The organism is Pseudorhodoplanes sp. (genome assembly GCA_032027085.1).
Taxonomy (GTDB): domain Bacteria; phylum Pseudomonadota; class Alphaproteobacteria; order Rhizobiales; family Xanthobacteraceae; genus Pseudorhodoplanes.
In genome coordinates this window covers 146,183-167,262 of the sequence record JAVSMS010000001.1, presented here as the reverse complement: position 1 = coordinate 167,262, position 21,080 = coordinate 146,183, and the positions used below count along the sequence as shown (strand labels likewise).

The following is a 21,080-nucleotide window of genomic DNA, read 5'->3' as shown; positions in this document are numbered from 1 at the left end:
CTCTTAAGTCGAACCTGTCGCCAAATCGGTTCGCCTTACTTGACAGTGCAGGGGGACGCGCCCCAATTCGCGGGTGATTTCTCAGACGCTCCCGCCGACAGGAGTCGCCGTGCCCGCCGACAAGCCGTTGCTGAATGTGGTGCTGTGCTCCCCGCGCGGCTTCTGCGCCGGCGTGGTCCGTGCCATCGATTCGGTCGAGCGGGCGCTCGCGCTCTACGGCCCGCCGGTCTATGTGCGGCACGAGATCGTCCACAACCGCTACGTGGTGGAGGGCCTGAAAGCCAAGGGCGCGGTCTTTGTCGAGGAACTGGACGAGATTCCCGACACCAGCGCGCCGGTGATCTTCTCCGCGCATGGCGTCGCCAAGACGGTGCCGGCGGAGGCAGAACGGCGAAACTTCTTCGCGCTCGACGCCACCTGTCCGCTGGTCACCAAGGTGCACCGCGAGGCGGAGATCCATTTTCGGCGCGGGCGCGAGATCGTGCTGATCGGCCATGCCGGGCATCCGGAGGTGGTCGGCACCATCGGCCAATTGCCGGACGGCGCGGTGAAACTGGTCGAGTCGGTTGCCGACGTGGATGCCTTTGTACCGAAGGATGCGAGCAATCTCGCCTATGTGACACAGACGACGCTGTCGCTCGACGACACCGCCGGGATTGTCGCCGCGCTCAAACGGCGGTTCCCTGACATCGCCGGCCCGCACAAGGAAGACATCTGCTACGCCACCACCAACCGGCAGGATGCGGTGAAGCGCGTCGCGCCGAAGGTGGACGCGATGATCGTGGTCGGCGCGCCGAACTCGTCAAATTCGCAGCGGCTGAAGGAAGTCGCCGAGCGTTCCGGCTGCCCGTTTGCAGCGCTGGTGCAACGCGCCGCCGATATCGACTGGAGCCGTTTCGGCGCCATCACCTCGCTGGGCGTCACCGCCGGCGCCTCCGCGCCCGAGGTGCTGGTCGAGGAAATCCTCGGCGCTTTCGAAAGCCGCTATCAGCTCCGTGTCGAGACGGTGACGGCGACGGAAGAGGACGTGTTCTTCCCGCTGCCGCGTGCGCTGCGCCATCCCGAAGCCGCGGAGTAGCCCGTGGCCGTTTACACCGATGTCTCCGTCGAAGACCTGGAAAGCTTCATCGCCGGCTACGACATCGGCAAATTGCTGTCCTACAAAGGCATCGCCGAGGGAGTGGAGAATTCCAACTTTCTGCTCCACACCGAAGCCGGACATTTCATTCTGACGCTCTACGAGAAGCGCGTCGCCGTCGGCGATCTGCCGTTCTTCCTCGGGTTGATGGAGCACCTCGCCGCGCGCGGGCTGAATTGTCCGCAGCCGGTGAAGAACAAGATGGGAGAAGCCCTCGGCAAGGTCGCGGGCCGTCCCGCCGCGATCGTCACTTTCCTCGAAGGCATGTGGATGCGCCGCACCGATGCCAAGCATTGCGGGGCCGTGGGCGAGGCGCTGGCGCAACTGCACCTTGCGGGCGCCGATTTCCCGATGACGCGCGCCAACGCTTTGTCGGTTGAGGGCTGGCGGCCGATCTTTGAGGCCTGCGCCGAACGCGCCGACGGCGTGCAGCACGGCCTGAAGGCAACCATTGAACAGGAGCTGGATTTCCTGGAGGCGCACTGGCCGCGCAACCTGCCGCAGGGGGTGATCCATGCCGACCTGTTTCCCGACAATGTGTTCTTTCTCGGCGACAAATTGTCGGGGCTGATCGATTTCTATTTCGCCTGCACCGATACGCTCGCCTATGACGTCGCGATCTGCCTGAACGCCTGGTGCTTCGAGCAGGATTTTTCCTACAACATCACCAAGGGTCGTGCGCTGCTGCAGTCCTACCGCAGGGTGCGCGCGCTGTCTGAGGGCGAGTTGAACGCGATGCCTGTCCTGGCGCGCGGCGCGGCGATGCGCTTCCTGCTGACGCGCCTCGTCGACTGGCTCAACGTGCCGCCAGGTGCGCTGGTGAAGCCGAAAAGCCCGCAGGAATATTTCCGCAAGCTGCGTTTTCATCAGCATGCGAAAAGCATCGGCGATTATGGCGTGGAAGCGAAGGACGTGACTGCGTGAGCGATCCTCACGTCATCATCCATACCGATGGCGCGTGTTCGGGCAATCCCGGCCCCGGCGGCTGGGGTGCGATCCTCACCTTCGGCGACCATGAGAAAGAGCTGAAAGGCTCGGAAGCGCACACCACCAATAACCGCATGGAGCTGATGGCGGCGATCTCCGCGCTTGAGGCGCTGAAGAAGCCTTGCCGCGTCGATCTGCACACCGACAGCCAGTATGTGCAGAACGGCATTTCAAGCTGGATTCACGGCTGGAAGCGCAACGGCTGGAAGACCGCCGACAGGAAGCCGGTGAAGAACGCCGATCTGTGGAGGCGGCTCGACGAGGCGATGGCGCGCCATGACGTGAAATGGCACTGGGTGAGGGGCCATGTCGGGCATGAGCTGAATGAGCGCGCGGACGCGCTGGCGCGCTCGGCGATTGCGGAAATGCGGGCGGGAAAAAATTAGCTGCCGTCATGCCCGCGCTTGTCGCGGGCATCCACGTCTTGATGGCGTTTCATGGCCAAAGACGTAGATGGCCGGGACAAAGCCCGGCCATCACGATTGTGATGGTAGAATGGCTCACAACGCCTTCAGGATATTCTCGGCGTTGGAAATGTCTGCCTTGCTCGGCACGTCTTCGATATTCAGCGTCTTCACCACGCCATCTTCGACGACCATGCAATAGCGTTTCGAGCGGATGCCGAGGCCCAGTCCCGAAGCGTCGAGCTCAAGTCCAATTGCTTTGGCGAATTCCGCGCTGCCGTCCGAGAGAAATTCGATGGCGTCGGCATTCGAGGCTTTCTTCCAGGCGTCCTGCACGAACACGTCATTCACGCTGGTGACCGCGATGGTGTCGACTCCCTTGGCCTTGATGGCGTCGGCGCTCTGCACGAAGCCGGGCAGGTGGTTCTTGTGGCAGGTCGGGGTGAAGGCGCCCGGCACGGCAAAGAGCACGACCTTCTTGCCCTTGAAAACCTCATCGGTGGTTTTCGGCTTGGGGCCTTCGGCGGTCATGACTCGGAATGTGGCGTTGGGCAGGCGGTCACCGACCTTGATCGACATGATTCTTCCTTTCCGCGGTTTCGAGTTTTGTCATCATTGAATGGGGCGGCAAGTTAGGCGCCGCGCAGCTGTTAGTCGAGGCGGAAACGGGTCTCAATGGCGCGCTCGCCCGCCGATGCCGTCAATGTGAGAACGGCACCTTTGGCGCTGGCGCCCGGCGGCAGCCCGTCCAGCACGAAGGCGAAGCGCTGCGATCCTGCGTCTGCGCCGGCCACCGGCTCCGGCACCGGCAGGGCCCAGTTCGGCGTGGGGCCTTCGGCAAACAGTTCAGCCGTAGTTCCGGCCGGCGCCTTCACATCGACTAGAATGCGGGCAGGTGAAGCTGCAGCCTCGCGCCGGACGCTGACAATCGAAATGTCCTTTCCCTTGCCCACCTCGGCTGGCTGCGGGACGCGTTTCTCCGCCGCCGACAACAATGCGTCGGTTGCGCTGGCAGCCCCGGTCAGGCTGAGCTCCGACCTGGCGTCTACCGGGATGCATAATTTTTCACAGATCGCGTAATCGAGCTTGAGCCGCAATGTGACCGGTTTTGCCGGGTCCTGCGCTTCAATGCGCACCGGAAAGATGACGTTGCTCTTGTAACCGATGGTCACCCCTTCGCTGTCGACGAGGCGTTGCGGAGCGGGCCACAGCACGGTCACGTTTTTGACATTGTCGGAGCCGGCGAAATCGAAATGCGGCGGCACACCGGAATCGCCGGGATATCGCCAATAAGTTTTCCACCCCGGAGCCATGCGGATTTCCACGCCGGCGCGGTGAATTTTTGCACCCTGATCGGTTTGTACCGCGCCGGCGATCAGACGCGCGGCAGACCTTGCATCCCCGGCCCATTCAGACGCGCCGGTTGCGCCGCTTGCGCGCGACACCCCCGCGGCGAAGAACGCCAGACAGATGGCGGCCGCTATGCTGGCGCAGGACCGTGTGACAACTTGGCTCGGATTTGATCGCAATACAGCCGTAAACATGGTTTCCGTTTATCAGGAATGGTGCGCGCCGCCACTGACATGCTCGTGAATATTTAGGCGAAGTTCCATTTCCCAAGCCGCGCCGAAGGGGGTAACCTTTTCGTATGAAAATGGCTCGCAAAGCGCTGCAGGACAAACCCGGCCGAGGCTATCTCGATGGCCAGATGTTGATCGCGACGCCGGCCATGGCAGACGACCGCTTTTCGCGCAGCGTCATTTACGTCTGTGCGCATTCGCCGGAAGGCGCCATGGGGATCGTGGTCAATCAGCCGGCCTCCAACATCAACTTTCCCGATCTCCTGGTGCAGCTCGAGGTCATCAAGGAAGGCGAGGCGATCGAGATTTCGCCGTCTGATGAGATCAAGATCCTCAAGGGCGGACCGGTGGAAACCGGCAGGGGCTTTGTGCTGCATTCGGCGGACTTCTTCATCGAGAATTCCACTCTGCCGATCGACGAAGGCATTTGCCTGACGGCGACGCTCGACATTCTCAAGGCCATCGCCAAGGGCGACGGACCGGCGAACGCCATTCTCGCGCTCGGCTATGCCGGCTGGGCGCCGGGGCAACTGGAGTCGGAAATCCAGAAGAATGGCTGGCTGCATTGTCCCGCCGATCCCGATCTGATTTTCGGCGCCGACAACGATCAGAAATATGCCAAGGCGCTGCGCAAGATCGGCATCGGGCCGGGCATGCTGTCGAACGACGTCGGGCACGCATAGACAACTCTTCACCTCTCCCTTTGGGAGAGGTCGCGCGCGAAGCGCGCGGGTAAGGGGTTAAATCTTTAAAGCAACTACTTCTGGCCCCCTCACCCTCTCCCAACAGGAGAGCGAACGTCAGAATTCACCTTGCTGTTAGTGGCCAATTCGATCAGGCCGTATTGCGCACCAGTTCCTGACGCTCCTGGTTCAGCAATTTGCCGGCCTGTTCGGCGGTCATCGGCTCGCCGAAGGCAAAGCCTTGCGCATATTCGCAACCGAGCTGATAGAGCTCGACCGCATCCGAATCCGTCTCCGCACCTTCCGCCACGACTTCCATGCCGAGGTCGTGCGCAAGCGCGATGATCGAGCGCAGAATCACCGGACGTCGGCCTTTCGCGGTCGTGCGTACGAAGGATTGATCGATCTTGATGGTGTCGAACGGGAAGCGCTGCAGATAGGCGAGCGAGGAATGGCCGGTGCCGAAATCGTCGAGCGCAAGCCCGGCGCCGAGCTCACGAATGCGCAACAACATCTGCGCCGCGTGCTCCGGATTTTCCATGATCAGCGATTCAGTGAGCTCCAGCTTGAGCGTGCCGCGCATCACCGAGGAGCGCGACAGGACGGTGCGCAGGTCGTGGATCAGATCCTGCCGCAGTAATTGCCGCGAGGAGACATTGACGCTGGCGAAGATCGCCTCGTGCGGGCGCATGTTCCGCTGCCACAGGCTGAGCTGCTTGGCGGTACGCTCGAGCGCGAACATGCCGAGATCGACGATCAGGCCGATCTCTTCCGCGACCGAGATGAATTCGGCCGGCGACATGCGACCCATCTTAGGATGGTCCCAACGCGCCAGCGCCTCGAAGCCGGCAACAGTGCGGTCTTCCAGCCGGATGATAGGCTGATAGTGCAACGTGATTTCCTCACGCTCCAGCGCGCGCCGTAGTTCGGATTCCAGCGTCAGGCGATCGGTCTTGCGGGCGCGCATCGCCTGCTTGAACACCTCGATGCGGTCGCCGCCGATGCGCTTGGCGTGATACATCGCAAGCTCGGCGTCCTTCAGGATTTCCTCGGTGCGCGCGGTCTGGCCGTCGGCGAGCGCGAGCCCGATCGACGCGGTGAGGAAGATTTCGCGGTCGTTGAAGGTGATCGGCGCGCGCAGGGTTCGGCGGATGGTTTCGGCGAAGGCGATGATCTTGCCGGGATCGCGCTCGGACAGGAGGATCAGCGCGAACTGGTCGCCCGAGAGCCGCGCCAGCGTGTCCTGCGGCTTGAGCAGGCGGCCGAGTCGGCGCGCCAGCGTCAGCAGGATGGAATCGCCGACGGCTATGCCGACGGAATCATTGACCTGCTTGAAGCGGTCGAGATCGATCACCATCACGGTCGGACGGATGGTGTTGTCGGCGCGCGCAAAGCTCAACACGCCTTCGAAACGGTCGAGAAAAAGCTGGCGGTTGGGCAGACCGGTGAGGTTGTCGTGCACGGCGTCGTGCAGCAGGCGCTCTTCCGCGGTCTTGAACTCGGTGACGTCGGTAAGTGTGCCGACGAGACGCACCACTTCGCCATCGGAGCCGACCACAGGCCGGGCCTTCAGCGCGAACCACAGATAATGCCCGTCGTTGGTGCGCAGGCGGAAATCCTGCAGGAGACGGCCGCGCCGCTGCTCGATCACCCCATCGAGCGAAGCGCGAAAGCGGTCGCGATCGAGCGGATGCAGATAATCCAGCCAGCCGGCGGCCGAACCTTCCAGCGAACCGCGCTTTAGTCCGAGCATATGTTCGGTTTCCGGCGAGGTGAACACCTTGTCGGATGACACGTCCCAGTCCCAGATCATGTCGCCGGCGCCGGTCAGCGCCAGCGCGCGGCGCTCGACATCCGAGACGATGCCGTGCGTGATCGAGCCGGCAAAAGCGTGCTGCATGACGGTGAAGCCGATCAGCATCACGATCAGCACAAGACCGCCGAGCAAAGCCGGGCCAACGATATCGTTGGTGACGAAACCGCTGATGGTGAGACCTGCCGCGATCGCCCAGATCACCAGCAGGAACCAGGTCGGGATCAGCAGCACCGCGCGGTCGTAACCGTGCGTGGAGAGATAGATGACCAGACCAAAGCCGAGAATGGCGACAGCGCCGAGCGAGAAACGCGCGATGCCCGCCGCGATCGGCGGATCGAACACCGCGAGCATGACCAGCGCGGCGAGGCCGCCCAGCCAGGCCAGCGTGATATGCGCGTAGCGCACATGCCAGCGGTTCAGGTTGAGATAGGCGAACAGGAAGACAAGCAGGGTCGCAGCGAGGATCGCTTCGCCAATGGCGCGCCAAACGCGCTCGGCGCCGGCCGACATGTCGAAGACCTTCGCCCAGAATCCGAAATCGATGCCGATGTAGACCAGCACCGCCCAGCCGAGTGCGGCGGCGGCGGGGAACATCACGCTGCCTTTCACCACGAACAGGATGGTGAGGAACAAGGCGAGCAGGCCGGCAATTCCGATGACGATGCCGTAGTAGAGCGTGAAGGAATTGATCTTGTCCTTGTAGGCGTCCGGCTCCCACAGATAGAGCTGCGGCAGGTAGTCGGTGCGCAATTCCATCACATAGGTGACGACCGAGCCGGGATCGAGCGTGATGCGGAAAATGTCGGCGGTCGAACTGTCCTGCCGGTCCGGCCGCTCGCCGGAGCTCGGCGTAATGGCGACCACGCGCGACAATCCGAGATCCGGCCAGAACATGCCGGACCCGACCATGCGGTAATGCGGAATGACGATCAGGCGGTCGATCTGCTCGTCGCTGTTGTTGGTGAGCGCGAACACGGCCCAGTAATTACCGGCCTCGCGGCCGCGCACCTCGATGCGGCGGATGATGCCGTCCGGCCCCGGCGCGGTGGAGACCTGCACGCGGTCGCCTTCGGTGCGGGGGCGCTCGGTCGCCCCGGTCAGGTCGATGGCGGGCGCGTCGATGCGCACATTGACGGCATCGACCGCGCGCGCGGGCGTGCCAGCGAGGAGCAGCGTTGCCGCAACCGCAACGAGAAATGCCGAAAGGCGCAAATTACGCAAACGACGCCCTCCGGCCGTCTCAGGTTGTCTCGGATGGATTTTGCGGTGTTCCCGCACGGGCCCGTGCTCCCCCACCCCATACCCATACCAACGGACCACCTTTACGCCCTTTTCGGGGCGCTGGGGCTGGTTTCTCGGCATTATGGCTTGGAGACGGACACATGGGCCAGAATCGGCGCTCGTGTTGGTGAAGGGCCGAAATCAGACTTTAGACCGTCAGCACGATTTTGCCGATATGGGCGCTGGATTCCATGCGGGCATGGGCTTTCGAGGCCTCGGCCAGCGGAAAGGTGGAATCCATGACCGGCCGGACCGTCCCGGCGGCGAGCAGGGGGACGACCTTCTCCATAATGGCCTGCGCGATCACGCCCTTGTCCGCGACCGAGCGCGAGCGCAGCGTTGAGCCCGTATGGTGCAGGCGCTTGAGCATGATGCGGCGGAAATCGACCGTCGCCTTCGTCGAGCCCTGGAAGGCGATCTGCACGATGTGTCCCTCGACCGCAGCGGCCTCGTAGTTGCGCTCGATGTAGTCGCCGCCGACCATGTCGAGGATGACGTCGGCGCCCTTGCCGCCCGTCGCACTCTTGGTCTCCGCGACAAAGTCTTGCGTCTTATAGTTAATGGCGACATCGGCGCCGAGCTTCCGGCAGGCCTCGCATTTGTCGTCGGAGCCGGCGGTGACGATGACGCGCGCGCCGAATTGCTTGGCGAGCTGGATCGCCGTGGTGCCGATGCCGGACGAGCCGCCATGCACAAGAAGAGTCTCGCCGCTCTTCAGCGCGCCGCGCTCAAACACATTGTGCCAGACGGTGAAGAAGGTTTCCGGAATCGCGGCCGCTTCCGTCATGGAATAACCGGCCGGCACCAGCAGCGCGTGACTCTCATGCGCGAGACAATATTCGGCGTAACCGCCGCCGATCACCAACGCGCAGATTTTGTCGCCGATCTTCCAGCGCGTCACGCCGCTGCCGAGCGCGACAACTTCGCCAGCAATCTCCAGACCCGGAATATCGCTCGCGCCGGGAGGCGGCGGGTAGAGACCCTTGCGCTGCACGACGTCGGGGCGATTGACGCCGGCGGCGATTACCTTGACGAGAATGTCGCCGGTGCCCGGCATCGGAACGGGCCGCTCTTCAGGAACCAGTGCCTCGGGTCCGCCGGGCGAAGCGATGCCGATTACAGTCATGCGTGACGGAACGGAACCCATGAGTCTGTCCTGATAAACGTGGAAAATCGCTGCAGATGCGGTGTGTTTAGTCGCCAGGGCCGCATGTGACAACCCGGCCGCGCAGGGCTAAAAGTGCCGCGTTATTTTTGCGCGGAACGAGGTGCGCCATGGCAGCGTTCGATGACGACGACCGTCCGAAGAAAAAAACGCGGCATGACATCGGACAGGATCTCTCGCTCTTGTCGCTTGAGGAATTGCGCGAGCGCATCGCGTTGTTGAAATCCGAAATCGAACGGCTCGAAAGCGCGATGAATTCAAAACAGGCGTCGCGCAATACCGCCGATCAGTTCTTCAAGAAGTAGCAAACGAAACAAATGAACGATCGGATTCAACAGATTGGTTTTACAAAATATTTCTCATTTAACTCAAACTTAAACTTTCTAAGTCATTACTAGGGCTCGTCCATCTTCTGGGCGATGAGTGGCTCCTGTCCACTCTGTTTGACGCCTCCCTGTTATTAACTGAGCCGCCGCTTTCGGCGGCTCTTTTTTTTGTCCCATTTCGGGGCAACCCGTTCACCCTGATCGGCAACTATGAAATTAAATTAGCCGTGCATTCGCTTTACCCGGCTGCCCCCGCGCGCGTATTGTCATGCGCAGTTGGGTGAGGCGTAAAAAATGTCGGAAAAATCCGTTCAGGATTCCGGGCCGGTCCTGTTCAAGGAAAAGCTCGCGAATTCGCAGGCATTTTCGAATTTGTTCAAGGACGGCATGACGCTGGTCGAGGAGACTGCAGCCTATCTCGACGGTCCGGGGCGCAAGGAATCCAAGCAACTGAGCCGCGCGGCGGCGCTGGTCTATGCGACCGAAAGCATGCGTCTGACCACGCGCCTGATGCAACTCGCGTCATGGCTGCTGCTGCATCGCGCGGTCCGCGAAGGCGAAATGTCGCTCGCCCAGGTCAATCAGGAGAAAACCAAGGTCAAGCTGTCCGCCGGTCATCCGACTGATCCGGATTCCATGAAGCTGCTGCCGGACACGCTGAACGAATTGATCGCACGCTCGCATCATCTCACCGAGCAGGTGCGGCGTCTGGATGCCACCATGCATGGCCCGGATCAGCCGGCGCCGCCCAGGAACAATCCGGTCGAAAGTCAGCTCGGCCTTCTGAAAGCGGCTTTCGAAAGCGGCCGCTGACAACAAAAAACCCCGCGCTGCGCGGGGTTTTTCGTAAAGACGATGGAGGGCGCGATTACTTCACGTCCTTGATGAAGCCCGAAAACTTCTTCTGGAAGCGCGACAGACGTCCGCCGCGGTCGACGAGGTGCTGCGAGCCGCCGGTCCAGGCCGGATGCGACTTCGGGTCGATATCCAGATGCATCGTGTCCCCGGCCTTGCCCCAGGTGGAGCGGGTTGTGAATTCACTGCCATCGGTCATCTTGACCGTGATGGTGTGGTAATTCGGATGGATCTCGGACTTCATGGCCTGTTCTCCGCGCGGACGGCCGCGCTCAAGGGTGCGGATAATGGGGATTTGGCGGGGTCTATAGCCGACACCGCCCGAGGAGACAAGCTTCCCGGCATATCGCCCTTGCGCCCGGCAATTCCACACGGCATTCAAGCCCTTAATCGAGGGCGGAGAGCCGGGATATGTCGTTGATGGGCGAGCGCGGAAAGTCGGACTGGGACGCTGCCGCCAGGCAGGCCCCGGCGCAGGCCGCCGCCCCGTCCGGCGGCCGGCGGAACCTGAAGCCGCTGCTGCTGCTCGTGCCCTATGTCACGCGCTACAAGCTTCGCGCGCTGGCCGCCCTGGCGGCGCTGACCGCGGCGGCATTGGCGACACTGGCCGTGCCGCTCGCCGTGCGGCGCATGATCGACTTCGGATTCTCCGGCGACCAGGCGCTGATCGACAGCTATTTCGCCGTGATGATCGGCGTTGTCTTCGTCTTGGCGATGGCGAGCGCCCTCCGCTTCTATCTCGTGACGACGTTGGGCGAGCGCGTGGTGTCCGACCTGCGCTCGGAAGTATTTGCGCATCTGACTACCCTGTCGCCCTCCTTTTTCGATCGCGCGCAGACCGGCGAGATGATGTCGCGCCTCACCGCCGACACCACACAGATCAAGGCCGCGGTCGGCGCCTCGATCTCCATCGTGCTGCGTAATCTGTTCCTGTTTCTCGGCGCCGCCGCCATGATGGTGGTGACCTCGCCGAAACTCTCGTTTTACGTACTGGCGGTGATCCCGATCATCGTGCTGCCGCTGGTCGCTTTCGGGCGCGCGGTGCGCAGGCGCTCGCGCGCGGCGCAGGATTCGCTTGCGGACGCCTCTGCCTATGCGTCGGAAACCATCGGCGCAGTCAGAACGCTCCAGGCCTTCACCAACGAGGCACCTGCGACATCGCGCTTTCGTGCGGCTGTGGAGCAAGCGTTCGAAGACGCACGGCAATCGACGCTGTCGCGCGCCGTTCTGACGGCGGTCGCGATCTTCCTTGTCTTTGCCAGCGTGGTGCTGGTGCTCTGGGTCGGCGCGCAGGACGTGCTGTCGGCCGAAATGACGCCGGGGCGGCTCAGCCAGTTCGTGCTGTATGCGGTCTTTGCGGCGGGCGGGCTTGGAGAATTGTCGCAAGTGTGGGGCGAGGTCTCGCAGGCCTCCGGCGCGGCGGAGCGGCTGTTCGAAATTCTGCACATCAAATCCGACGTGACGGCGCCGGCAAACCCGGTGCGTCTGCCCGAACCGGCACGGGGGGAAGTGGCTTTCCGCGACGTGCATTTCTCATTCCCGACGCGGGCGGATGTCTCGGCCTTGCAAGGCGTCTCCTTCCATGTGCGGCCGGGAGAAAAGGTGGCGATTGTCGGGCCGTCCGGCGCGGGCAAGAGCACGATCTTTCATCTGCTGCTGCGGTTCTACGATCCGGGTTCCGGCGAGGTGACCTTCGACGGTGTGAAACTTGCGGACGCCGATCCCGCGGATTTGCGGCGGCATATCGCGCTGGTGCCACAGGAGACCGCGATCTTCGCGGCGACGGTGCGTGAGAATATCCGTTTCGGCGAGCCGGACGCGACCGATGCCGAGATCGAGCGCGCGGCCGAAATGGCTGCCGCCGCCGAATTCATCCGCCGTCTGCCGGAAGGCTACGACACCATGGTTGGCGAACGCGGCGTCACACTCTCGGGCGGCCAGCGTCAGCGCATCGCCATCGCGCGAGCCATCCTGCGCAATGCGCCGCTTCTTCTGCTGGACGAGGCGACCTCTTCGCTCGACGCGGAAAGCGAAACCCTGGTGCAGAGCGCGCTGGAGCGCCTGATGAAGGATCGCACCACGCTGGTGATCGCGCATCGCCTGGCGACCGTGCTGACCTGCGACCGCATTCTGGTGCTGGATCACGGCCGCATCGTCGAGCACGGCACACACGAGCAACTCGCTGCTTCCGATGGGCTCTATGCGCGGCTGGCGAAGCTGCAGTTCAACTCATAGTCATTCCCGGCAGATGCGAAGCACGTGAATCCGGAATTCGGAAACACGCTCCAAGCATGCATCCGGATTGCGGGTCCGCGCTCTTGGCGCGCCCCGGAATGAAGCAGGAAGGTCAGGGCCGCCATCGCATCAGATAAACTGGCGCGCCGGAATATGCGTTGACGTCCTCACCGGCAATCCTGAAGCCGCATCTGTCATAGAGCCGCAGCGCCCGCGCATTGTCCTTGTTGACCTGCAAGTCGATACCTTTCGGCGACAGGCGCTTGGCCTCGTTGATCAGTGCATGCGCTAGGCCGTGGCCCCATTGCTCCGGCGCGATGACGATCTGGTCGAGATAGCCGGCTTTTGGATCGATGGTGACGAAGCCGATCATGGCGCCGGCATGTTCCATCACCACGATGGTCGCCACCGGCACAAGGTCGTTGAGCCAGCGTGTGCGCCACCAGTCCAGGCGTTTGGCGAAAGCAATCTGCGGATAGGCAACCTGCCAGGCCCGCTGCCACAACGCGATGGCGGCGTCCGCGTCAGCGGTTTCATAGGGACGAAGCTGGTGGGTCACCGTTCCGTCAGCTTCAGCTCGATGCGGCGGTTGCGGCGAAACGCTTCTTCGGTTTTTTCCGGATCGATTGGCTGGAATTCACCGAAACCGGCGGCGACCAGCCGTTGCGGAGAAACGCCGCGGCTGATCAGGTATTGGACGACGGCGATGGCGCGCGCGGACGACAATTCCCAGTTCGAGGGAAATTGCGGGTTGGCGATGGGCCGGATGTCGGTATGCCCGTCCACCTGCATCACCCAGGCGATATCGGGGGGAATCTGCTTCTCGAGTTCCAGCAAGGCTGACGCAATCTTGTCGATCTCGGCGCGGCCTTCCGGCTTCAGCAAGGCCTGTCCGGCATCGAAGAACACTTCGGACTGGAAAACGAAACGATCACCGACGATGCGCACATCCGGCCGGTTGCCGAGAATGGCTCGCAGCCGTCCGAAAAAGTCGGAGCGGTAGCGCGACAATTCCTGCACGCGCTGCGCCAGCGCGACGTTGAGGCGCTGGCCGAGATCGGCGATGCGGGTTTGCGACTCGCGGTCGCGCTGCTCGGAAGCTTCCAGCGCGGATTCCAGCGCGGCGAGCTGGCGCCGCAACGCGTGAATTTGTTGATTGAGCAATTCCACCTGTGAGAGGGCGCGTGCCGTCAATTGCTTCTCATTATCGAGCTGCGTCGCCAGTTCTTGCGCACGCCCTTGTTCCGAAGCTGCCTTTCCGGCGCCTTCGGCGATACCGCGATAGCGGTCGCGCTCGGCTTCGGCGGTGGCGAGATTGGAGCGGAACGTCGCCATCAGTTCTTCGAGATTGGCGCGGCTGGTTTTTTCGAGCGACAGCAATTCGGTAAGCTGCGCGATCTGCGCGTTCAGGCGGGAGAGGGCGGTGTCCTTGCCGGTGACTTCCTGCGCCAGATAGAACTGCACCACCGAAAAGATCGAAATCATGAAGATGACCGCCAGCACCAGCGTGGACAAGGCGTCCACGAAACCCGGCCAGTAATCGACGCCGCGGTCGCGGCGAGCCCGCGCCAACGCCATTTAGGTCCGCTCCCGCGCCAGCGTTTCCAGCACGCGGCGGATTTCCGCCTGCTGTTCGGCCTGCGAATCCGCCCAGTCGCGGATCATCTGCTGCTCGGTGCGCATGTGGTGCACGAGACCCTGGATCGCCTCGGCGAGATTGGCCATGGCGCTGGTGGCGGCGCGGCTCGAGCCTGAATCGGCGACCGCCTCGCGCAGGCGCTCGATCGCGACGCGCAGGTCGCTGGACATGGCGGGACTGCCGGAGACGGCACCTTCCGCCCCGATGTCGCGCACGGTCGTGGAGAGCCAGTCCTCCAGGTCCGTGTAAAAGCGGTTCTGTGCCTGGCTGGTCTGCAGATCGAGGAAGCCGAGCACCAGCGAGCCGGCAAGGCCGAACAGCGAGGACGAGAACGCGATGCCCATGCCACCGAGCGGCGCGCCGAGACCCTCGCGAAGGGATTCGAATACCGTGCCGGCATCGCCGCCCGGTTTCAGACTTTCAACCACCTTGCCGACCGACGACACGGTTTCGATTAGCCCCCAGAAAGTGCCAAGCAGACCGAGAAAGATCAGCAGGCCGGTCATGTAGCGCGACAGATCCCGCGCTTCGTCGAGGCGTGTGGCGATGGAATCGAGAATGCCGCGCATCATCTGCGAGGAGATCGCCATGCGGCCGAGCCGGTCCCCGAGGATGGTCGCCATCGGCGCGAGCAGGGATGGCGGACGCTCGACTGCAATTCCGGGATCGGCAAGACGGAAGCTGTTGACCCAGCGGACTTCCGGGAACAGCCGGATCACCTGACGGAAGGACAAAAGGATGCCGATGACCAGCACGCCGATGATCAGTCCGTTCAGCCCGGGATTGGCCAGAAAGGCATCGAGAATCTGCTTGTAGAGAACGACGGCAATCAATCCGCAGAGGATGAGGAATACCAGCATCCGAACCAGGAAGATCCGCGGAGAAGAAAGCTTGAAAGGGTCGCTATCGCGTGCCATTGCGCGTCCTTGGCTATCCCGCCTTTGGCCCGTGGTCGTCGCCAAAGCAGGCCAAGACTATGGCACAGACGGGGCGAAAGAAAATATCCCGGTCATTTTACCCGGTTGCCGCCGGCGACCGCGCCGGATTTTCAAACGTAGCGCGGCGCGGCAATCCTCGGCAAAAAGGTAATGATGGCAGGCTGATGGCGAAGACGGCCGTCAGGATTTACCGGTCTCTTTCAGAGTCTTCAGCAATTCACGGTGCATGGTGTCGTTGCCGGCGAGGATGTGGCCCTTGACCAGCATGGCATCCTGGCCGTCGCAATCGGTGACATAGCCGCCGGCCTCACGCACCAGCAGAATGCCGGCTGCCATGTCCCACGGCGACAGATTGCGCTCCCAGTATATGTCGAAGCGTCCCGCCGCGACGAAGGCGAGATCGAGCGCCGCCGATCCGAAGCGGCGCAGCCCCGCGACTTTCTCCTGCACCAGTCCGAATTCCTGGCGGAATTCCGCGAGACCGCCGCGTCCATGATGCGGCAGGCCGCAGGCGACCACGGCATCCGCCATGCGCTGGCGGTTGGCGACGCGCAGCCGGCTTTCGTTCAGGAAAGCGCCCTTGCCGCGTTCCGCGGTGAACATCTCGTCGCTGATCGGATTGTAGACGAGGCCGGCGACGATGACGCCATCGCGCTCGAGCGCGATGGCGATCGCAAATTGCGGAATGCCGTGCAGGAAATTGGTGGTGCCGTCGAGCGGATCGACGATCCATGTATGCGTCTTGTCACTGCCTTCAGTCTTGCCGCCTTCTTCACCCAGAAACGAATATCCGGGGCGGGCGGTCAGCAATTCCTCACGCAGGATCTGTTCGGCTTTGCGGTCGGCCGCGGAGACGAAATTCGCCGGGCCCTTCATCGAGACCTGCAGCTTCTCCACTTCGCCGAAGTCGCGCGCGAGGCCGCGCGCGGCCTTGCGCGCGGCCTTGATCATCACATTCATGAGGGCGGAGTGGAGCATTCTCTTTCTTATCCCTCTCCATTGTCGTCATGCCCCCGCAAAAGCGGGGGCTCCAGTAATCACGGAGATTATGCCTTTACTGGATCGCCCGATCACAAGCCGGCTTGCGCACTTCAAGAACCGATCTCGGGTAAACCCGAGATCGGGCGTGGGCGATGACAACCAAAGGCGAGGCGACACTCCTCAATGAGAGTTAGTCCGCGCGGCGGATATAGGTGACTTCGTTGGTGTCGACGACGATCTTCTCGCCGGTGGTGATGAAGGGCGGCACCATGACGCGCAGGCCATTCTCCAGACGCGCCGGCTTGTAGGACGACGCCGCGGTCTGCCCTTTCACGACCGGATCGGCCTCGACGATCTGCAGCGTCACCTGGTCGGGCAGCTTGATGCCGATCGGGCGCTCTTCGTGCATTTCCAGGGTGACAGTCATGCCGTCCTGCAGGAAAGCCGCGCGCTCGCCGACGAAATCCTCCTGCAACTCGAGCTGCTCGTAGGTGTCGTTATTCATGAACACCAGCGCGTCGCCCTGCTTGTAAAGATACTGGAAGTCCTTCTGCTCAAGGCGAGCACGCTCGACGCGTTCGTCGGAGCCGAAGCGGTTGTTGAGCTTGCGTCCGTCGATCAGGTTCTTGAGTTCCACCTGGTTATAGGCCGGGCCCTTGCCGGGCTTCACCGCCATGGTCTTCACTGCGACCCAGAGCGAGTCCTGGTATTCGATGACCATGCCAGGACGAATTTCATTGCCATTTATCTTGGCCATAAGGCGTTCCGTTGATGCTTTCGGGGAGAAATCGTTTCGGGCGGTTGTGTGCCCCGGCTTTGCGACCGCCGTCAAGTCTGCGTTTCCGCGCCCCGGAGGCGCTCAATTCCGCGAGGCCGCGATCAGCGCCAGCCATGGCTTGGCGCCCTTTTCGGCGGCGCTACGGGTTTCCGGCGACTGCTTTTGCGTGAACTGGTCGAGCCAAGGGTCGCTGGCGCCGGCCGCCTTGGACACGATGTGCCATTTGACCGCCTCGACCGGGTCCGCAGGCAGGCCGCGGCCGGTGGCAAGGATTCGCGCCAGCCGGTTCTGCGCGATCGGTGAGCCGCGCCGCGCCGCCTTCCACAGCAATTCGCCAGCCGCCTTTTCGTCCTTTGCGATCCCGGTGCCGTTATAGAGCGCAATGGCGTATTCCACCTGAGCGTCGAGGTTATTGGCCAGCGCCGCCGCTCCGAGCAGGCGGGTGGCTTCGCGATCGTCCTTTTTGACGCCGCGGCCCTCCTTGTAGAGCGTGGCAAGCGCGTATTGCGCTTCCGGGTTGCCGGCATTGGCGGCCTGGCGCAGCAATTCAGCGGCGCGCCCGAAATCCTGCGGGAATTGCTGCCCCTCCATATAGAGGAGCGCGAGATTATAGGCCGAGGCTGCATGGCCGAGCTTGGCGGCGGCAGCAAAGAGCTTGGCGGCCTCGTCGCGGCTCTTCGGCCCGCCGCGGCCGACAATCCTGAACATGGCAAGCGCAAACATCGCTTCGCGGTCGCCGCGGTCGGCAGCGAGCTTGTACCATTCTGCCGCCTTCAGGTCGTCCTGGGGGATGCCGAGGCCGTCGGCATAGAGCAGGCCGAGCAGGGTCATGGCGGCCGGGTCGCCTTTTTCTTCGACGCGCTTCGTCGCGATGGCGAATGCCGTCATGTAATAGCCGCGCTGATAGGCGCCGTAGGCATGATCGGCATCGGGCGTCGGTGCCGGCGCAGCGCTTGGCGCGGGATCGGGTTTGCCCTTCGGCGCGGGTTTGGCGCCCTGGGCGACGGCCGTGCCAACGAATGCAAAGGTAACGGCAGCAGCCAATGCAAGGCGAAGCGCGATCACGACACCGGCTCCGCCAGCAAGGCGCGCTGCGCCGCCATCGCCATGGCGCGCGGTCCGCGCGGATCGCTGAAAATGAAATCGCCGATTGCGACGAAATCGGCGCCGGCATGCACCAGCGCCGTCACTTCGTCGAGATCGCCGGCATAGCCGACGCAGGGCGTCTGGAAAACTTCCGCCCACCAGCCGACGCGCTCGCGCACAGCATCGATTGAGGGCCGGTCGCCAGTTTCGTCCGGCTCGCCGAACATCACATAATCGGCGCCGCGCTCGGCCGCGAGCATGGCGTCGTGGCGCGTTTCCAATCCGCCGATGCCGGCGATGCGATCGGGCTTCAGGCTACCAACCGCGTCTTCGAAATCCGCGATGCCGGTCAGATGCGCCCCATCGGCCGCCGCACGCGCGACAATTTCAGGATGACCGTCGACGAGCAGCGCGACATCCTTCTCCTGCACGATCTTCCCCAGCGATTTGACGCGGTTGATCAGCGTGCGTTCGTCGGTCGGCGCAAGCCGCAGCAAGATGGCGGCGATGTCGGCAGCGGCGAGAACATCGCGAAGCTGGTCGGCAAATACGCCAGCCTCCCCGATCACCGGGGTTACGAGATAAAGCCGCGGTGCGGGAAGTTCGGGGTCTTGCTGCCGACGGGAAATCATCTGGTGTCGATGCTGTTCCAATCGGGCGGAATGGGGGCAAGAGGCGACGTCATTCCGGCCGAAGATGGCGCCGGAGAGCCGGAACCCATAACCACAGAGACTCACTCTGATCTTCTATAGTTTCGGGCCCCGACTCGCGCCGCTGTGGCGGCGTTTGGTCGGACACGCAACTGGTTTACGCCGCCTTCTTTTCCAAATCCGACTTCCACTCGCCGCGCGCGGCGAGACCGTTCATCTGCGCGCGATGCAGGAAGGCGCGCTGCGCGGCGGCGACATTCTCGGACTTGCCCGACCACGTCTTCTGCGGCGCGGCTTGCAGCGCGCGGCCGTACGAGAAGGTGAGATGCCAGGGCAGGTTGCCGAGCTTGTTCATCGCATCGAGATGCGCGGTCGCCTCCTCGTCGGACTGCCCCCCCGACAGGAAGGCGATGCCAGGTACCGAAGCCGGCACGCAGTTCTTCAGCATGCGCACAGACTTCTCGGCGACTTCCTGCACCGAGGCTTTCTTCGCGCTCTTCTTGCCCGGCACCGCCATGTTCGGTTTCAGCACGATGCCTTCCAGCGCCACGCGCTGATAATAGAGCTCCTGGAAGGTCTCCTTCAGCACGAATTCGGTGACTTCGACGCAACGATCAATGTCATGGTCGCCGTCCATCAGCACTTCAGGTTCGACGATCGGGACGATCTGCGCGGCTTGGCAGAGCGCGGCGTAGCGCGCCAATGCGTGTGCGTTGGTGCGAATTGCGGTGTAGCTCGGGATACCTTGGCCGATATCAATCACCGCGCGCCATTTCGCGAAACGCGCCCCCTGTTCGTAGTATTTGGGCAGCCGGTCGGTGAGTTTGTCGAGACCGATGGTGATCAATTCATCGGGGCAATTCGGGAGAGGCTTGGTGCCTTCGTCGACCTTGATGCCGGGGATCGCGCCGGACTTCTTGATGATCTCGACCAGCGGCGTGCCGTCCTTCGCCTTCTGCCAGATGGTCTCGTCATAGAGAATGACGCCGGAAATGTATTTCGACATCGCTTCGGTGGTGCGGAACATCAGTTCGCGATAGTCGCGCCGGTTGTCTTCGGTCGATTCCACGCCGATCGCGTCGAAGCGTTTCTTGATCGTGCCGGAGGATTCGTCGGCTGCCAGAATGCCCTTGCCGGGCGCCACCATGGCGACCGCGACCTTGTTCAGTTCTGCAAGATTCATCGGTATCTCCCTCAAGCCACGCGCCGGGCGGGCCGGCTATTTGCGGCTTTCTTTACATCCTTCCCGCGCCGGGCGGGAAGGGGCGGTGCTATTTTGCCCTCAATATCTCGACACCCGGCAGGCTCTTGCCCTCCAGCCATTCCAGGAAGGCTCCGCCGGCTGTGGATACATAGGAAAACCGGTCGGCGGCGCCGGCGGCATTGAGGGCGGCAACGGTGTCGCCGCCGCCAGCGACGGAAATAATCTTTCCGGCTTGTGTCAGTTCCGCGGCGGCCTCCGCCACCTCGATGGTGCCGGTATCGAAGGGCTCCATCTCGAAGGCGCCGAAGGGGCCATTCCAGACCAAGGTCTTGCAGCGCGCCAGCACCGAGACCACGTGCTCGATGCTGCGCGGACCGATATCCAGGATCATCTCGTCATCGCCGACATGGTTGGCATCGACAACACGCGAGGGTGCCAGCGCCTTGAATTCCTTCGCCACCACGACATCGACAGGCAGCACGATCTCACGGTTCCTGACCTTCGCCTTTTCCATGATCTCGCGGGCGGTATTCAACAGATCGGGCTCGACCAGCGATTTGCCGACGCTCTTGCCCTGCGCGAGCAGGAAAGTGTTGGCCATCGCGCCGCCGATGATCAGCACATCGACCTTGTCGAGCAGGTTGCCGAGGAGATCGAGCTTGGTCGACACTTTGGCGCCGCCGGCGATTGCTGCAACAGGACGTGTGGGAGCTTCGAGCGCTTTCGACAGTGCCTCGACTTCGGCCTGCATGGTCCGGCCGGCATAGGTCGGCAGCTTGTGGCCGAGACCTTCGGTCGAAGCATGCGCGCGATGTGCGGCGGAGAAGGCGTCATTGACATAGATGTCGCCGAGCGCGGCGAGCTGGTCGACAAAGGCGGGGTCGTTCTTCTCTTCTTCCTTGTAGAAGCGCGTATTCTCCAGGCAGACAATGTCGCCCGGCTGCATCTTGTCGATCGCGGCCTTTGCGACATCGCCGATGCAGTCTTCGGCGAAAGCAACCGGTCGCTTGATGACGTCGGTAACGGCAGCAGCAACAGGTTTCAGCGACTCTTTCAGATCGCGCCCCTTCGGCCGGCCGAAATGCGCAAGCAGGATCACTTTGCCGCCCTTGTCGGCGATTTCGGTGATGGTCGGCACGATGCGCTCGATGCGCGTCGTATCGGTGACTTTGCCGTTATCCATCGGCACGTTGAGATCGACGCGCACAAGAACGCGCTTATTTTTGACGTCGGCCTGATCGAGGGTCCGAAAGGCAACAAGCGGGTTCATCGGGGTCCGCGCGCTCTCATCGTTGTCCGTTTCTGGTTTTTCCGGGGCGGTCACGGCCTTTGAG

Annotated in this window: 21 protein-coding genes; 7 read left to right on the top strand and 14 right to left on the bottom strand. The window is 62.8% G+C overall.

Features of this window, described 5'->3' with window-relative positions:
• Positions 1 to 109 precede the first annotated feature (109 nt).
• Genes ispH through rnhA form a run of 3 tightly spaced genes read left to right on the top strand, consistent with a single transcriptional unit; the run spans position 110 to position 2,511 of the window.
• Positions 110 to 1,078, top strand: coding sequence for a 4-hydroxy-3-methylbut-2-enyl diphosphate reductase (gene ispH / locus RO009_00855; protein MDT3683578.1), 969 nt, complete (start codon positions 110 to 112; stop codon positions 1,076 to 1,078).
• 3 nt (positions 1,079 to 1,081) lie between these two features.
• Complete coding sequence (locus RO009_00850) at positions 1,082 to 2,062, top strand: homoserine kinase (GenBank protein ID MDT3683577.1); 981 nt, start codon at positions 1,082 to 1,084, stop codon at positions 2,060 to 2,062.
• Positions 2,059 to 2,511, top strand: a complete 453-nt coding sequence (gene rnhA / locus RO009_00845) for a ribonuclease HI (GenBank protein MDT3683576.1) — start codon at positions 2,059 to 2,061, stop codon at positions 2,509 to 2,511. Before RO009_00850 ends, rnhA begins: the two co-directional genes overlap by 4 nt.
• Positions 2,512 to 2,625: 114 nt before the next feature.
• On the opposite strand, the gene RO009_00840 is transcribed toward rnhA, so the two are convergent.
• Together RO009_00840 and RO009_00835 are read right to left on the bottom strand one after the other, a co-directional pair.
• Complete coding sequence (locus RO009_00840) at positions 2,626 to 3,108, bottom strand: peroxiredoxin (GenBank protein ID MDT3683575.1); 483 nt, start codon at positions 3,106 to 3,108, stop codon at positions 2,626 to 2,628.
• A 71-nt stretch (positions 3,109 to 3,179) separates the two neighbouring features.
• A complete protein-coding gene (locus tag RO009_00835) occupies positions 3,180 to 4,073 on the bottom strand; it encodes a protein-disulfide reductase DsbD family protein (protein MDT3683574.1) in 894 nt (297 codons plus the stop codon).
• A 110-nt stretch (positions 4,074 to 4,183) separates the two neighbouring features.
• On the opposite strand from RO009_00835, the gene RO009_00830 reads away from it, so the two are divergent.
• Complete coding sequence (locus RO009_00830; protein MDT3683573.1) at positions 4,184 to 4,792, top strand: YqgE/AlgH family protein; 609 nt, start codon at positions 4,184 to 4,186, stop codon at positions 4,790 to 4,792.
• A gap of 151 nt (positions 4,793 to 4,943) precedes the next feature.
• Here RO009_00830 and RO009_00825 read toward each other — a convergent pair whose 3' ends face one another.
• Both RO009_00825 and RO009_00820 read right to left on the bottom strand, forming a co-directional pair.
• Positions 4,944 to 7,820, bottom strand: a complete 2,877-nt coding sequence (locus RO009_00825) for an EAL domain-containing protein (GenBank protein ID MDT3683572.1) — start codon at positions 7,818 to 7,820, stop codon at positions 4,944 to 4,946.
• Between the two features lie 217 nt (positions 7,821 to 8,037).
• A complete protein-coding gene (locus tag RO009_00820; protein ID MDT3683571.1) occupies positions 8,038 to 9,036 on the bottom strand; it encodes an NAD(P)H-quinone oxidoreductase in 999 nt (332 codons plus the stop codon).
• Positions 9,037 to 9,164: 128 nt separating this feature from the next.
• Here RO009_00820 and RO009_00815 point away from each other — a divergent pair, with 128 nt between their 5' ends.
• Positions 9,165 to 9,359, top strand: coding sequence for a DUF1192 domain-containing protein (locus RO009_00815; protein MDT3683570.1), 195 nt, complete (start codon positions 9,165 to 9,167; stop codon positions 9,357 to 9,359).
• A 315-nt stretch (positions 9,360 to 9,674) separates the two neighbouring features.
• Positions 9,675 to 10,193 (top strand): DUF1465 family protein, encoded by a 519-nt coding sequence (locus RO009_00810; GenBank protein ID MDT3683569.1) that lies wholly within the window; start codon positions 9,675 to 9,677, stop codon positions 10,191 to 10,193.
• A gap of 55 nt (positions 10,194 to 10,248) precedes the next feature.
• On the opposite strand, the gene rpmE is transcribed toward RO009_00810, so the two are convergent.
• Positions 10,249 to 10,479 carry a 50S ribosomal protein L31 gene (gene rpmE / locus RO009_00805; protein MDT3683568.1) on the bottom strand — a complete coding sequence of 77 codons (231 nt, stop codon included), beginning with the start codon at positions 10,477 to 10,479 and terminating at the stop codon, positions 10,249 to 10,251.
• 167 nt (positions 10,480 to 10,646) lie between these two features.
• On the opposite strand from rpmE, the gene RO009_00800 reads away from it, so the two are divergent.
• Positions 10,647 to 12,470 (top strand): ABC transporter transmembrane domain-containing protein, encoded by a 1,824-nt coding sequence (locus RO009_00800; protein MDT3683567.1) that lies wholly within the window; start codon positions 10,647 to 10,649, stop codon positions 12,468 to 12,470.
• A gap of 112 nt (positions 12,471 to 12,582) precedes the next feature.
• Here the strand turns inward: RO009_00800 and RO009_00795 are convergent, their stop codons facing one another.
• The 9 genes from RO009_00795 to RO009_00755 form a co-directional block, all read right to left on the bottom strand.
• Positions 12,583 to 13,029, bottom strand: coding sequence for a GNAT family N-acetyltransferase (locus RO009_00795; GenBank protein MDT3683566.1), 447 nt, complete (start codon positions 13,027 to 13,029; stop codon positions 12,583 to 12,585).
• The gene (locus RO009_00790) at positions 13,026 to 14,048 is read right to left on the bottom strand and encodes a peptidoglycan -binding protein (GenBank protein MDT3683565.1); all 1,023 of its coding nucleotides are present in this window, start codon (positions 14,046 to 14,048) and stop codon (positions 13,026 to 13,028) included. Before RO009_00790 ends, RO009_00795 begins: the two co-directional genes overlap by 4 nt.
• On the bottom strand, positions 14,049 to 15,026 hold the full coding sequence (locus RO009_00785) for a flagellar motor protein MotA (GenBank protein MDT3683564.1): 978 nt from the start codon (positions 15,024 to 15,026) through the stop codon (positions 14,049 to 14,051). It lies immediately after the preceding gene.
• A gap of 201 nt (positions 15,027 to 15,227) precedes the next feature.
• Positions 15,228 to 16,025 carry an inositol monophosphatase family protein gene (locus tag RO009_00780; protein ID MDT3683563.1) on the bottom strand — a complete coding sequence of 266 codons (798 nt, stop codon included), beginning with the start codon at positions 16,023 to 16,025 and terminating at the stop codon, positions 15,228 to 15,230.
• A gap of 193 nt (positions 16,026 to 16,218) precedes the next feature.
• Positions 16,219 to 16,785, bottom strand: a complete 567-nt coding sequence (gene efp, locus RO009_00775) for an elongation factor P (GenBank protein ID MDT3683562.1) — start codon at positions 16,783 to 16,785, stop codon at positions 16,219 to 16,221.
• Between the two features lie 102 nt (positions 16,786 to 16,887).
• On the bottom strand, positions 16,888 to 17,868 hold the full coding sequence (locus RO009_00770) for a tetratricopeptide repeat protein (GenBank protein ID MDT3683561.1): 981 nt from the start codon (positions 17,866 to 17,868) through the stop codon (positions 16,888 to 16,890).
• On the bottom strand, positions 17,868 to 18,524 hold the full coding sequence (locus RO009_00765; GenBank protein MDT3683560.1) for a thiamine phosphate synthase: 657 nt from the start codon (positions 18,522 to 18,524) through the stop codon (positions 17,868 to 17,870). The genes RO009_00770 and RO009_00765 overlap by 1 nt, the downstream gene beginning before the upstream one ends.
• Before the next feature lie 175 nt (positions 18,525 to 18,699).
• On the bottom strand, positions 18,700 to 19,725 hold the full coding sequence (locus RO009_00760; GenBank protein ID MDT3683559.1) for a class I fructose-bisphosphate aldolase: 1,026 nt from the start codon (positions 19,723 to 19,725) through the stop codon (positions 18,700 to 18,702).
• Between the two features lie 88 nt (positions 19,726 to 19,813).
• Complete coding sequence (locus tag RO009_00755; GenBank protein ID MDT3683558.1) at positions 19,814 to 21,016, bottom strand: phosphoglycerate kinase; 1,203 nt, start codon at positions 21,014 to 21,016, stop codon at positions 19,814 to 19,816.
• Between the last annotated feature and the right edge of the window lie 64 nt (positions 21,017 to 21,080).

Excerpts from the sequence above, each read along its gene's own strand:
- RO009_00840 (MDT3683575.1), bottom strand. The coding sequence starts at position 3,108 with ATGTCGATCAAGGTCGGTGACCGCCTGCCCAACGCCACATTCCGAGTC.
- RO009_00835 (MDT3683574.1), bottom strand. The coding sequence starts at position 4,073 with ATGTTTACGGCTGTATTGCGATCAAATCCGAGCCAAGTTGTCACACGG.
- RO009_00830 (MDT3683573.1), top strand. The coding sequence starts at position 4,184 with ATGGCTCGCAAAGCGCTGCAGGACAAACCCGGCCGAGGCTATCTCGAT.
- RO009_00820 (MDT3683571.1), bottom strand. The coding sequence starts at position 9,036 with ATGGGTTCCGTTCCGTCACGCATGACTGTAATCGGCATCGCTTCGCCC.
- RO009_00815 (MDT3683570.1), top strand. The coding sequence starts at position 9,165 with ATGGCAGCGTTCGATGACGACGACCGTCCGAAGAAAAAAACGCGGCAT.
- RO009_00810 (MDT3683569.1), top strand. The coding sequence starts at position 9,675 with ATGTCGGAAAAATCCGTTCAGGATTCCGGGCCGGTCCTGTTCAAGGAA.
- rpmE (MDT3683568.1), bottom strand. The coding sequence starts at position 10,479 with ATGAAGTCCGAGATCCATCCGAATTACCACACCATCACGGTCAAGATG.
- RO009_00800 (MDT3683567.1), top strand. The coding sequence starts at position 10,647 with ATGTCGTTGATGGGCGAGCGCGGAAAGTCGGACTGGGACGCTGCCGCC.
- RO009_00790 (MDT3683565.1), bottom strand. The coding sequence starts at position 14,048 with ATGGCGTTGGCGCGGGCTCGCCGCGACCGCGGCGTCGATTACTGGCCG.
- RO009_00785 (MDT3683564.1), bottom strand. The coding sequence starts at position 15,026 with ATGGCACGCGATAGCGACCCTTTCAAGCTTTCTTCTCCGCGGATCTTC.
- RO009_00780 (MDT3683563.1), bottom strand. The coding sequence starts at position 16,025 with ATGCTCCACTCCGCCCTCATGAATGTGATGATCAAGGCCGCGCGCAAG.
- efp (MDT3683562.1), bottom strand. The coding sequence starts at position 16,785 with ATGGCCAAGATAAATGGCAATGAAATTCGTCCTGGCATGGTCATCGAA.
- RO009_00765 (MDT3683560.1), bottom strand. The coding sequence starts at position 18,524 with ATGATTTCCCGTCGGCAGCAAGACCCCGAACTTCCCGCACCGCGGCTT.
- RO009_00760 (MDT3683559.1), bottom strand. The coding sequence starts at position 19,725 with ATGAATCTTGCAGAACTGAACAAGGTCGCGGTCGCCATGGTGGCGCCC.
- RO009_00755 (MDT3683558.1), bottom strand. The coding sequence starts at position 21,016 with ATGAACCCGCTTGTTGCCTTTCGGACCCTCGATCAGGCCGACGTCAAA.